Raw genomic sequence first — 12,621 nt, 5'->3', positions numbered from 1 at the left:
CGTCCCCTCGTCGGTTGCGGCCTTCGCTCCTGTCCGTCCAGGTGCTGTCCGGTACGGCTTGTCGATCATGCAGGGCGAAGGGGTCTGGCGTCGATGGTATGCGGAGTGCTTCGCGACACCCTGCCTCGGTCTCCCATTGTGATCCCTCGGTTGCGGTGGCTGTCAGTGGCGGGCCGTAGGGTCGGGTGTCATGGGAACGAGCACCGAAGAGGCCGGGCCGGACGCCGCGGACGCCGGACAGAGCAGTCAGGGCGGAGGCGGACAGGCCCGACAAGGCCGACAGGGCAAGGCGTCCGGCGAGGCCCCGGCGGACGGAGCGGCGGTGCAGACCGGCGCGCCCGGGGCGGTCGGCGATCCCGGGCCGCCCGGCGCGCCCGAGGCGTCCGGCGAGCCCGGTGAGTGCGGCGCGCCCGGCGAGGCTGTGACATCCGCCGCAGTCACCGTGCCGGATCCTGCCCCCGTGCCCGCTCCCGGTCCCGTGCCCGCGGCCGACACCGGGCCCGACAGGGCCGCCGGCACGCCCCCGGCCGGCACCGGCACGGACCCGGTCCCCGGCGCCCCCGCTCCCCTGCCCTCCTCAGCCCTGCCCGCCGCCCCTCCCGTCTCGCTCTCCCCGTCCCGGGCGGGCGACTTCATGCAGTGTCCGCTGCTGTACCGCTTCCGTGTGATCGACAAGCTGCCGGAGAAGCCGAGCCCCGCGGCGACGCGCGGCACGGTGGTGCACGCGGTGCTGGAGCGCCTCTTCGACGCTCCGGCCGCGCAGCGTACGGCGGGCGGTGCGCGCTCGATGGTGCCGGGCGAGTGGGAGAAGCTGCTGGCGAAGCGTCCCGAGCTGGCCGGGCTGTTCGAGGACGATCCGTCGGGCGAGCGGCTGGCGGCGTGGCTGGCGGACGCCGAGGCGCTGGTGGAGCGGTGGTTCACGCTGGAGGACCCGACGCGGCTGGAGCCCGCCGACCGCGAGCTGTACGTGGAGACGGTGCTGGACTCGGGGCTGCGGCTGCGCGGCTTCATCGACCGGGTGGACGTGGCGCCGACGGGTGAGGTGCGGCTCGTCGACTACAAGACCGGCAAGGCGCCCCGCCCGGAGTACGCCGACGGTCCGCTGTTCCAGATGAAGTTCTACGCGCTGGTCATGTGGCGGCTGCGCGGCCGGGTGCCGCGGCGGTTGCAGCTCGTGTACCTGGGCAGTGGTGACGTGCTGACGTACGACCCGACCGAGGCGGACCTGCGGGGCGTGGAGCGCAAGCTGCTGGCACTGTGGGACGCCATCCAGCGGGCGACGGAGACCGGTGACTGGCGGCCGCGCCGTACGAAGCTGTGCGGGTGGTGCGACCACCAGGCGGTGTGCCCGGAGTTCGGCGGTACTCCCCCGCCGTACCCGCTGCCGGTTCCCGGGCCCGGCCGGGCTCTCCCCGTGGCGGTGTCCGGGGCGGGGCAGGGCAGAATGGACCTGGTCTAACGAAGGAGTTCCTGTGGCAATCCGCGTCCTGCTGGTCGACGACCAGCCGCTGCTGCGTACCGGTTTCCGGATGATCCTGGAGGCCGAGCAGGATCTCGCGGTCGTCGGCGAGGCCGGGGACGGTCTGCAGGCGCTGGAGCAGGTGCGGGCGCTGCAGCCCGACGTGGTGCTGATGGACATCCGGATGCCGCGGATGGACGGGGTCGAGGCGACCCGGCAGATCACCGGGCCGGCGAAGGACGGCCCGGCGAAGGTGCTGGTGCTGACCACCTTCGACCTGGACGAGTACGTGGTCGAGGCGCTGCGCGCGGGGGCCAGCGGCTTTCTGCTGAAGGACGCGCCGGCCCAGGAGCTGGTGCAGGCGATCCGGGTGGTGGCGGCGGGCGAGGCGATGCTCGCGCCGAGCATCACGCGTCGGCTGCTGGACAAGTACGCGGGTCATCTGCCGTCCGGTGAGGAGCCGGTGCCGGACACGCTGCACACCCTCACCGAGCGGGAGGTGGAGGTGCTGAAGCTGGTGGCGCGCGGTCTGTCGAACGCGGAGATCGCCGCGGACCTGTTCGTGAGCGAGACGACGGTCAAGACGCACGTCGGGCACGTGCTGACGAAGCTGGGGCTGCGGGACCGGGTGCAGGCCGCGGTGTACGCGTACGAGAGCGGGCTGGTGCGCCCCGGCGCCCAGTAGCCCGGCACACCGGCGCCGGCCGCGCCCCTGCGACGCGTACGAGGCGTACGAGGCGTACGAGGCGTACGAGGCGTACGAGGCGGCGAGAGGCGTACGACGCCGCACGGAGAAGCACGAGAACGGCCCGGCCCGCCCCGCTCCCCGAAGGAGCGGTGGCGGGCCGGGCCGTAGCCGTACGTAGCGGACGGGCCGTCCGGTCAGCCCTTCTTCAGCTCCCAGAAGCGGAAGACGGTGGTGGCGTCCAGCGTCCACTGGAGGCCGTCGACGTTCTGGCGGGCGACGGCGTACTGCTTGCCCTGCCACACCGGTATGACCGGCAGTTCCTCGGCGACGATGTCCTGCACCTCGCGGAAGGCGGTCTTGGTCGCCTGCCGGTCGGGCTGGCCGGCGGTGCCGGGCAGCAGCTTCGAGGTGATCCGCTTGGCGTCGTAGTGGTTGCGCAGGACGTTGTCCTTGCCGAAGAACGGCTGGGTGAAGTTGTCGGGGTCCGGGTAGTCGGGGACCCAGCCCTTGACGTAGGCGCCGTACTTCCCGGCTTCCACGCCCTGCTCGAACTCCTCGATGGGCACGCTCTTGACCTTGGCGTCGAAGAGGCCGCTGGCGTTGAGCTGCTGGGCGATCTCCTGGAAGGCCGGGACGGTGCCGGGGCCGTAGCGGACGGGGGTGGCCCAGAGGGTGAGCGGGACCTTCTTGTTGTTGTAGCCGGCGTCGCGCAGGGCGGCGAGGGCCTTGTCGGTCTGCGGCCGGTCGCCGTAGGTGGAGAAGAAGGCCGTGTTGTGGCCGGTGATGCCCGCGGGGACGATCGAGTACAGCGGTTCGGCGGTGCGCTTGTAGACGTCGCGGACGAGCGTGGAGCGGTCCAGCAGGTAGGCGACGGCCTTGCGGACGCCGAGCTTGCCGGCCACCGGGTCGCGCATGTTGAAGACCAGGTGCATGACCTCGGCGCTCTTGCCTTCGACGACCTGGATGCCCTGCGTCTGGCTGTCGGACGCCTGGTCCAGCGAGGCGATGTCCCTCATGGCCAGACCGCGGTAGGCGATGTCGATGGAGCCGTCCTGGACCGCCTTCTTCAGCGTGTCCTGACTGGTGAAGAACTTCATGGTCATGCCGGAGTTCTTGACCTTGGCGGGGCCCTTGTACGAGCTGTTGACGCCGAAGACGGCTTCGGAGGAGGCGTCGTAGTCGTTGAGGGTGTAGACGCCGGAGCCGACGGCCTTGTTGTCGGTGCGCAGCTTGTCGGGCGCGTACTCACGGTGGTCGACGATGGAGCCGGCACCGGAGGCGATCTTCATGGGGAAGGTCGCGTCGGGACTCTTGAGGCGGAAGACGACCGTCCGGTCGTCGGGGGCCTCGACCTTGTCCAGACCGGCGAACATCACGGCCGGGCCGCGCTTGTCGTTGATCCGCTTGATCCGGTCGAAGGAGAACTTGACGTCCTCGGAGGTCAGGCTGTTGCCGTTGCTGAACTTCAGGCCGTCCTTGAGGGTGCACTTGTAGACGGTGCTGCCGCCCTCGACGAAGCCGCAGGAGTCGGCGGCCTCGGGCTCGGGGCTGGTGCTGCCCTTGGGGAAGCTCAGCAACGACTGGAAGACGTTGTTGAACAGCAGCCAGGAGACCGGGTCGTAGCCGGCGGCCGGGTCGGTGGAGACGACCTTGTCGGTCATGCCCATCACCACGGGTTCACCGGTCCCGGCGGCCGAACCCTCGCCGGTTCCGCAGCCGCTGAGCAGGGCGGCGACGAGCCCTGCCCCCAGCGGTGCGGCGAGCCACTGGTCGCGTTTCCTCACGTGCGTGTTCCTCACAGTCGTCCTGGCGGTTCAGCGGTGTGTCCGCACCGGCGGGTGCCGGTGTCGGTGTGCCGGCAGGGTGCCGTCATCGGTTGTGGTGGTGCGCGCCGTCTCGGGGATGCGGCAGCCGGCCGGCGCGCGGTGGCGCCGGCCGGAGGTCGTCGTCAGTTGCTGCTCACGCCGCGGCCCAGTTCCCAGATCTGGAGGGCCGAGGAGGAGTTCAGGGCCCACTCGGCGCCGGTGATGTCGTCGCGGGAGGCGACGTACTGCTTGCCCTGCCACAGCGGGAGGATCGGTACCTCGTCCGCGATGATGTCCTGGGCCTGCTTGAAGCCCTCGGCGGCGGAGTTGCGGTCGGTCTGCTGCCGGGTGGTGGGGATCAGCTGGGACTCGATCTTGTTGTTGCGGTACGGGGAGTTGAGGAAGTTCCCCTTGCCGATGAACGGCGCGATGTAGTTGTCCGCGTCGGGGAGGTCGGCGAACCAGCCCATGCCGTAGGCGGCGTACTTGCCCTCGGACTGCTCCTTGCGGAACTGGGTCCAGTTGTCGATGCCCTTGATCTGGACCTCGAACAGGCCGCTCTTGTTGAGCTGGCTCTGGAGTTCCCTGAACTCCTTGGCGGTGCTGGAGCCGTAGTGGTTCGCGGTGTAGGTGAGGGTGAGCTTCACCGGGGTGTTGATGTGCGCCTGCTGGAGGATCTTGCGGGCGGCGGGGACGCTCGGGTTGCCGTACTTGGTGAAGAACGAGTTGATATGGCCGGTGAGGCCCTTGGGCACCAGGGAGTACAGCGGGTCGCCGGCGTAGGAGTACACGTCGCGAACCAGCGCGGAGCGGTTGACCAACTGGGCCATGGCCTGGCGGACGGCCTTGTCGGAGACCGAGGGATCGTCGGTGTTGAAGGCCAGGTAGCGGATCTCGGAGCCGGGTACGGCCGTCAGGGCGACGTGCTCGTCGCGGGCGTTCTCCAGGCCCTTGATCTGGTCGGGGGTCAGGCTGCGGTTCATCAGGTCGATGTCGCCCTTGCGCAGGGCCTTCTCCATGCCGTCGGAGTCCTCGAAGAACTGCATCTCGACGGTGGAGTTCTTCGCCTCGATCCCGCCCTTGTAGTCGGGGTTCTTGGTGAAGACGGCCTTGCTGATGCGCTCTCCGCTGTGCTCGACCTTGACGGTGTACGGACCGGAGCCGGACACCTCGAAGCCCTTGTAGAGGCCCTTGGCCGGATACACCTCGCTGTCGACGATGGCCGCCGCCGGGGTGGCGAGCTTCTGCGGGAAGGTGGCGTCCGGCTTCTTGAGGTGGAAGACCACCTCGGTGTCGCTGGGCGTCTCGACCTTGTCGACGTTGTCCACCAGGGAGATGGGGCCACGGTCGTACTTGATGGCCAGCATCCGGTCGATGGAGAACTTCACGTCCTTGGACGTCAGGGCGTGCCCGTTGGAGAACTTCAGTCCGTCGCGGAGTTTGCAGCGGAACTGCTCGTTCTGGGTGTCGCGGAATCCGCAGGACTCGGCGGCCTCGGGGACCGGCGCGGTGCCGCTGCGGGGCAGGCGCATGAGCGTCTGCAGGGTTCCGCGCAGCACGTTCCACGCGTCGACGTCGTACGCCTGCGCGGGGTCGAGCGGGGCGGGCGCGTCCTTGGTGGCCTCCAGTTGGGCGGTGGTGCCGACCTTGATCGGCTTGCCGCCTTCGCCGGAGCCGTCCGAACTGCCGCAGGCGGCGAGCGTGGGGACGAGCAGACCGGCCAGAGCCGGCAGCACCAAGGTCTTGCGATTCATCGTCGGCAGGTTCCTTATCAGCGCAGAGGTGTTGCTCGCGTTGACATTAGTAGGAACTGCCAGGGCCTCCGGGACACAACAGAGTTGAACGAATATCACGCCCGGATAACGGATGGCCGGTGATCGATATCCGGACGGTGGAACGAACCGTGCGTGCCTCCATCAATCCGGACACTTACCCCCAGGGAAACCAGGAGAAAGCCCCCCTGGAACGACCGCACGCCGCACTGTCGACGGGTCTGCGCGTGAGAAACGTCACTCCGCCATTGAGGTGATCGTCCGGCTGAATTCGGCCGCCGCATTCGTCACGGAAAATGAGCGGCCCGCTCCTTACAGTTTCTTCCGTTTTCAGCGGGACACGCTCAGTGCACGTGTCACCGGCCGTCCGTGATGAGCGACCGGAGAAATGGGAGATCCACTTCTTCCAGCGAACCGACGACGGTACGGCCCGCGCCGGGGCCGATCGGGGCGACCGACGGCACCGCGACGACCTGGCAGCCGGCCGCCTCCCCCGCCGTCACACCGGTGACGGTGTCCTCCACCACGGCGCAGCGCCGGGGGTCCACACCGAGCCGGGCGGCCGCGGTCAGGTACGGGTCCGGGTGGGGCTTCGTACGGGGCAGGTCGTCGCCCGCCAGGGTCAGGCGGAAGTGCTCCGGGCCCAGGGAGTGCAGCATCCGGTCGATGACGGTGCGGTGCGAGGCGGAGACCAGGGCGGTGGGCACGCCGTGCGCGGACAGCTCGGCGAGCAGCCGGCGGGCGCCGGGCATCAGCGGCACGCCGCGGGCGATGCGCTCGGCGAACCGGGCGTTGAGCAGCACGCTCAGCTCGTCCAGGCCGATGTCGGCGCCGGTCACCTCGATCAGGTACGCGGCGCTGCGCTTCATCGGCCCGCCGACGACGACCTGGCGGTGGTGGTCGTCCAGTACGTGGCCCAGTCCGGCGAAGACCTGGGCCTCCGCCTCCCACCAGAAGCCCTCGGTGTCGACGAGGGTGCCGTCCAGGTCGAGGAAGACGGCCTGCAGGGTGGCGCCGTCGGCCGTACGGGTACCTACCGCGGGGATGCTGCTGGTCATCCGTGCACCTCCGTACTCGCGCGTCCCCGGAGGGACGAAAGGGCCGGCCGCTCTCCCGCGAGGGGGAGCGGCCGGCCTCTACCGGACCGACCAGTGTACGGCTGAGCGGGGAGACGCGCGTGGCCCGCGGGGACTTCCGTGGCCCCGCCGGCCCCGGTACCACCGCTGCTACCGCGCGTTGAAGTACTTCGCCTCCGGGTGGTGGATGACGATCGCGTCGGTGGACTGCTCCGGGTGCAGCTGGAACTCTTCCGAGAGCTGCACCCCGATCCGCTCCGGCCGCAGCAGGTCGGCGATCTTGGCGCGGTCCTCCAGGTCGGGGCAGGCCCCGTAGCCGAGCGAGAAGCGGGCGCCGCGGTACTTCAGCGCGAACATGTCCTCGACGTCAGCGGGGTCCTCGCCCGCGAAGCCCAGCTCGGCGCGGACGCGGGCGTGCCAGTACTCGGCGAGGGCCTCGGCGAGCTGCACGGACAGGCCGTGCAGTTCCAGGTAGTCGCGGTAGGAGTCGGAGGCGAACAGCTCGGCGGTGGCCTCGCCGATCTTCGAGCCGACGGTGACGACCTGAAGGCCGACCACGTCCCGCTCGCCGGACTCCTCCGGGCGGAAGAAGTCGGCCAGGCACAGCCGCCGGCCGCGGCGCTGGCGCGGGAAGGTGAAGCGGGTGCGCTCGGTGCCGTCCTCGTTGAGCAGGATCAGGTCGTCGCCCTTGGAGTAGCAGGGGAAGTACCCGTGGACGACGGCGGCCTCCAGGAGGTTCTCGGTCTGGAGCTTGTCCAGCCAGCCGCGCAGCCGGGGCCGTCCCTCGGACTCGACCAGTTCCTCGTACGAGGGGCCGTCACCCGTACGGGCCTGCTTGAGGCCCCACTGCCCCTTGAACAGGGCGCCCTCGTCCAGCCAGGACGCGTAGTCGGCGAGCTGGATGCCCTTGACGACGCGGGTGCCCCAGAAGGGCGGGGTGGGCACGGGGTTGTCGGTGGACACGTCGGAGCGGACGGTGCCCTCCTCCTGCTCCGGCTCCTTGATCTCGATGTCGCGCTTGGGGACGCGGCGCTGCTTGAGCTCGGGGAGGGTGGCGCCGGGCACGCCGCGCTTGACGGCGATCAGGGCGTCCATCAGGCGCAGGCCCTCGAAGGCGTCGCGGGCGTAGCGGACCTCGCCCTCGTAGATCTCGTGCAGGTCCTGTTCGACGTAGGCGCGGGTCAGGGCCGCGCCGCCGAGGATGACGGGGAAGTCGGCCGCCATCTTGCGCTGGTTGAGCTCCTCCAGGTTCTCCTTCATGATCACCGTGGATTTGACCAGCAGTCCCGACATGCCGATGACGTCGGCCCGGTGTTCCTCGGCGGCTTCCAGGATGGCCGAAACCGGCTGTTTGATGCCGAGGTTGACGACGTTGTAGCCGTTGTTGGACAGGATGATGTCGACGAGGTTCTTGCCGATGTCGTGCACGTCGCCGCGGACGGTCGCCAGGACGATGGTGCCCTTGCCGTCGGCGTCGGTCTTCTCCATGTGCGGCTCCAGGTAGGCCACCGCCGTCTTCATGACCTCGGCGGACTGGAGCACGAACGGCAGTTGCATCTGGCCGGAGCCGAACAGCTCACCGACCACCTTCATGCCTTCGAGCAGGGTGTCGTTGACGATGTCCAGGGCCGGGCGTTCGGCGAGCGCCGCTTCCAGGTCGGCGTCCAGGCCGTTCTTCTCGCCGTCGATGATGCGGCGCCGCAGCCGCTCCTCCAGGGGCAGCGCGAGCAGTTCCTCGGCCTTGCCCGCCTTCAGCGACTTGGCGGTGGCGCCCTCGAACAGCTCCAGGAGCTTCTGGAGCGGGTCGTAGCCCTCCTCGCGCCGGTCGTAGATCAGGTCGAGGGCGACCTTGACCTGCTCCTCCTCCAGGCGTGCGATCGGCAGGATCTTGGAGGCGTGCACGATCGCGGAGTCCAGTCCGGCCTTGACGCACTCGTCGAGGAAGACGGAGTTGAGCACGATACGGGCGGCCGGGTTGAGGCCGAAGGAGATGTTGGACAGGCCCAGCGTGGTCTGCACGTCGGGGTGACGCCGCTTCAGCTCGCGGATCGCCTCGATGGTGTTGACGCCGTCCTTGCGGGACTCCTCCTGGCCGGTGCAGATGGTGAAGGTCAGGCAGTCGATGAGGATGTCCGACTCGCGGATGCCCCAGTTGGACGTCAGGTCCTCGATGATGCGCTCGGCGATGGCGACCTTGTTCTCGACGGTACGGGCCTGGCCCTCCTCGTCGATGGTCAGCGCCATCAGGGCGGCGCCGTGCTCCCGGGCCAGCGCGGCGACCCTGGCGAACCGCGACTCGGGGCCGTCGCCGTCCTCGTAGTTGACGGAGTTGATGACCGTGCGGCCGCCGAGCTTCTCCAGGCCCGCCTGGATCACCGGCACCTCGGTGGAGTCCAGCACGATGGGCAGGGTGGAAGCGGTGGCGAAGCGGCCGGCCAGCTCCCGCATGTCGGCGACGCCGTCCCGGCCGACGTAGTCCACGCACAGGTCGAGCAGGTGGGCGCCCTCGCGGATCTGGTCGCGGGCCATCTCCACGCAGTCGTCCCAGCGGCCGTCCAGCATGGCCTCGCGGAACTTCTTGGAGCCGTTGGCGTTGGTGCGCTCACCGATGGCCAGGTACGAGGTGTCCTGGCGGAACGGGACGGTCTGGTACAGGGAGGCGGCGCCCGGCTCGGGGCGCGGGCTGCGCTCGGTGGGGGCCAGGCCCCGTACCCGCTCGACGACCTGGCGCAGGTGCTCCGGCGTCGTACCGCAGCAGCCGCCGACGAGCGAGAGCCCGTACTCGCCGACGAAGGTCTCCTGGGCGTCGGCCAGCTCGCCCGGGGACAGCGGGTAGTGGGCGCCGTCCTTGCCGAGGACGGGCAGACCGGCGTTCGGCATGCAGGACAGCGGGACGCGGGCGTTGCGCGCGAGGTAGCGCAGGTGCTCGCTCATCTCGGCGGGGCCGGTGGCGCAGTTCAGGCCGATCATGTCGATGCCGAGCGGCTCCAGCGCGGTCAGCGCGGCGCCGATCTCCGAGCCGAGCAGCATGGTGCCGGTGGTCTCGACGGTCACCGAGCAGATCACCGGCAGGTCGGTGCCGGTGGCCTCCAGGGCGCGGCGGGCGCCGAGGACGGCGGCCTTGGTCTGGAGCAGGTCCTGGGTGGTCTCGACGAGCAGCGCGTCGGCGCCGCCGGCGATCATGCCTTCGGCGTTCTGCTGGTAGGCGTCGCGCAGGGTGGCGTAGTCGACGTGGCCGAGGGTGGGCAGCTTGGTGCCGGGGCCCATGGAGCCGAGCACCCAGCGCTGCTGCCCGGTCGAGGCGGTGAACTCGTCGGCGACCTCGCGGGCGATGCGGGCGCCCGCCTCGGACAGTTCGTAGACCCGCTCGGGGATGTCGTACTCGGCGAGCGCGGCGTGGTTGGCGCCGAAGGTGTTGGTCTCGACGCAGTCGACACCGACCGCGAAGTACTCCTCGTGGACCGAACGGACGATGTCCGGACGGGTGATGTTCAGGATCTCGTTGCAGCCCTCCAGCTGCTGGAAGTCCTCCATCGACGGGTCCTGTGCCTGGAGCATCGTGCCCATCGCCCCGTCGGCCACCACCACGCGGGAGGCGAGGGCCTCGCGGAGTGCCGTGGTGCGGGATGTGCTGGTGGACGATGGCGTGTACGAGGCCATGGAGGTGCTCCCCTGGTTGCGACGGCTGTCGGCTTTGCGTCTTCCGGTAGAAGGCGCACCCGGTCAGGGTAGCGGGCGTGGCTGCCGGTGGCCCGGGTGTCCCAGGGCTTGGACTCCCGCAAGTCGTACGGGGGCCGCGCGGCAGCCGGGGCCCCCGGGAGCCGTGCGGGAGGCGGTGCGGGACCTGGTCAAGATCATTGACAGGGGTCGGTCGACTGCCACAGGGTCGGCATTCACCGATATCGTTCAGCATTGCCGAACCGCCCTCCTGGGCCGATCGCGCTGCCGTACACCGCACCATGTCACCCGCTTCACCGCTTCACCGGAGGTTGCCCGATGGCACGGAACATCCAGTCACTGGAACGTGCCGCCGCGATGCTGCGCCTGCTGGCCGGCGGTGAGCGGCGGCTGGGCCTCTCCGACATCTCGTCCGCGCTGGGCCTGGCCAAGGGCACCGCGCACGGCATCCTGCGCACCCTCCAGCAGGAGGGCTTCGTCGAGCAGGACCCGGCGTCCGGCCGCTACCAGCTGGGCGCGGAGCTGCTGCGGCTCGGCAACAGCTATCTGGACGTGCACGAGCTGCGCGCCCGGGCGCTCGTGTGGACGGACGACCTGGCGCGCTCCAGCGGCGAGAGCGTCTACCTGGGGGTGCTGCACCAGCAGGGCGTGCTGATCGTGCACCACGTCTTCCGGCCCGACGACAGCCGTCAGGTGCTGGAGGTCGGCGCGATGCACCCGCTGCACAGCACGGCGCTGGGCAAGGTGCTGACGGCGTACGACCCGGTGGCGCACAGTGAGGCGGCGGAGGCCGAGCGGCAGGCGTTCACGCCGCGCACGGTGACCGCGCTGGAGGACCTGGAGGGTGTGCTGGACCTCACCCGGGCCCGCGGCTGGGCGGCCGACGTGGAGGAGACCTGGGAGGGCGTGGCGTCGGTGGCCGCGCCCATCCACGACCGGCGGCGGATGCCGGTGGGCGCGGTGGGCGTGACGGGTGCGGTGGAGCGGGTCTGCCGGGACGGCGAGCCGGGTGAGCTGCGGCCGGAAATCGTCGCCGCCGTGCGGGATTGCGCACGGGCGGTGTCCCGGGACCTCGGCGCAGGGCGATTCTGACCCCTTCCATCCCATATGTTCACCTAAGTTTTCAGTCACAGAACCCTTGACGGGCTGCTACGTGTGAAGAAAACTGCCGTTCGTCGGTCGGCATTGTCGAACACCAAACGACAATATTGGTTATGGTGGACAGTGCCGGAGGCCGACCAACGCCCTCTCGGAGGGCGCGGACCTCGGAGGGACCCGGGGTCCGCCTTCCCCTGGACGAAGGACAAAGGAGTCGCGGGTGTCCAGCTCCGACATCTTCATCAGCGAGACCATCGGTACCGCTGTTCTGATCCTGCTGGGCGGTGGCGTCTGCGCCGCCGTCACGCTGAAGCGCTCGAAGGCATTCGAAGCGGGATGGGTGGCCATCGCCTTCGGGTGGGGTTTCGCCGTACTGACCGGCGCGTACATCGCGTCGAAGTCCGGCGCGCACCTCAACCCGGCGGTCACCGTGGGACTGGCCGTCAAGGGCGGCACGCCGTGGGGCGACGTACCGGTGTACTTCGCCGGACAGCTGCTCGGCGCCATGATCGGCGCGGTGCTCGTGTGGCTCGCGTACTACGGCCACTTCCGGGCCCATCTGACCGACCCGGAGATCGTGGGCGAGCAGAGCGGGCAGGAAGGCATGGTCGACAAGGCGGCGGCCCCCAAGGCCGGCCCGGTTCTCGGGGTCTTCTCCACCGGACCCGAGATCCGCAACGCGGTGCAGAACCTGACCACGGAGGTCATCGCCACCATCGTGCTCGTGCTGGCGATCCTCACGCAGGGCCTCAGTGACGACGGCAAGGGCGTCGGCGTCATCGGCGCACTGCTGACCGCGTTCGTGGTCGTCGGCATCGGTCTGTCGCTGGGCGGCCCGACCGGCTACGCGATCAACCCGGTTCGCGACCTCGGTCCGCGTATCGTCCACTCGCTGCTTCCGCTGCCGAACAAGGGCGGGTCGGACTGGGGATACGCCTGGATCCCGGTCGCCGGTCCGCTGATCGGCGGCGCGATCGCCGGTGGTATCTACAACCTCGCGTTCGCCTGAGCCGCGCCGCCCGACCGAAGATTTTTGGAGCACACA

At 69.8% G+C, this 12,621-nt stretch carries 8 protein-coding genes; 4 read left to right on the top strand and 4 right to left on the bottom strand.

The features are described from left to right. Positions 1 to 478: 478 nt before the first annotated feature. Entirely contained in the window at positions 479 to 1,459 is a 981-nt protein-coding gene (locus ACZ4QV_RS14795) for a RecB family exonuclease (protein ID WP_467762982.1), read from the top strand. A gap of 13 nt (positions 1,460 to 1,472) precedes the next feature. Then, positions 1,473 to 2,144, top strand: coding sequence for a response regulator (locus ACZ4QV_RS14790; RefSeq protein WP_003981597.1), 672 nt, complete (start codon positions 1,473 to 1,475; stop codon positions 2,142 to 2,144). Between the two features lie 197 nt (positions 2,145 to 2,341). Here the strand turns inward: ACZ4QV_RS14790 and ACZ4QV_RS14785 are convergent, their stop codons facing one another. The 4 genes from ACZ4QV_RS14785 to metH all read right to left on the bottom strand — a co-directional run bounded on the left by ACZ4QV_RS14785 (position 2,342) and on the right by metH (position 10,460). Further along, positions 2,342 to 3,931: an ABC transporter substrate-binding protein gene (locus ACZ4QV_RS14785; protein ID WP_361154104.1), complete on the bottom strand. Its 1,590-nt coding sequence runs from the start codon at positions 3,929 to 3,931 to the stop codon at positions 2,342 to 2,344. A gap of 164 nt (positions 3,932 to 4,095) precedes the next feature. Next, the gene (locus tag ACZ4QV_RS14780) at positions 4,096 to 5,706 is read right to left on the bottom strand and encodes an ABC transporter substrate-binding protein (protein WP_361154106.1); all 1,611 of its coding nucleotides are present in this window, start codon (positions 5,704 to 5,706) and stop codon (positions 4,096 to 4,098) included. 374 nt (positions 5,707 to 6,080) lie between these two features. Next, positions 6,081 to 6,782 carry an HAD family hydrolase gene (locus ACZ4QV_RS14775; RefSeq protein ID WP_361587273.1) on the bottom strand — a complete coding sequence of 234 codons (702 nt, stop codon included), beginning with the start codon at positions 6,780 to 6,782 and terminating at the stop codon, positions 6,081 to 6,083. Positions 6,783 to 6,950: 168 nt separating this feature from the next. Beyond that, positions 6,951 to 10,460 (bottom strand): methionine synthase, encoded by a 3,510-nt coding sequence (gene metH, locus ACZ4QV_RS14770; RefSeq protein WP_361587275.1) that lies wholly within the window; start codon positions 10,458 to 10,460, stop codon positions 6,951 to 6,953. Positions 10,461 to 10,796: 336 nt separating this feature from the next. Here metH and ACZ4QV_RS14765 point away from each other — a divergent pair, with 336 nt between their 5' ends. Beyond that, positions 10,797 to 11,570 (top strand): IclR family transcriptional regulator, encoded by a 774-nt coding sequence (locus tag ACZ4QV_RS14765; protein ID WP_030021479.1) that lies wholly within the window; start codon positions 10,797 to 10,799, stop codon positions 11,568 to 11,570. Between the two features lie 226 nt (positions 11,571 to 11,796). Beyond that, complete coding sequence (locus tag ACZ4QV_RS14760) at positions 11,797 to 12,585, top strand: MIP/aquaporin family protein (protein ID WP_361154114.1); 789 nt, start codon at positions 11,797 to 11,799, stop codon at positions 12,583 to 12,585. Positions 12,586 to 12,621: the final 36 nt, after the last annotated feature.

This window comes from Streptomyces sp. NPDC026394 (genome assembly GCF_055567735.1).
This window is presented reverse-complemented; position numbering and strand designations above follow the sequence as displayed.

What these genes read in the sequence shown, in the direction of transcription:
- ACZ4QV_RS14780 (WP_361154106.1), bottom strand. Translation starts at nt 5,706, where the DNA reads ATGAATCGCAAGACCTTGGTGCTGCCGGCTCTGGCCGGTCTGCTCGTC.
- ACZ4QV_RS14775 (WP_361587273.1), bottom strand. Translation starts at nt 6,782, where the DNA reads ATGACCAGCAGCATCCCCGCGGTAGGTACCCGTACGGCCGACGGCGCC.
- metH (WP_361587275.1), bottom strand. Translation starts at nt 10,460, where the DNA reads ATGGCCTCGTACACGCCATCGTCCACCAGCACATCCCGCACCACGGCA.
- ACZ4QV_RS14765 (WP_030021479.1), top strand. Translation starts at nt 10,797, where the DNA reads ATGGCACGGAACATCCAGTCACTGGAACGTGCCGCCGCGATGCTGCGC.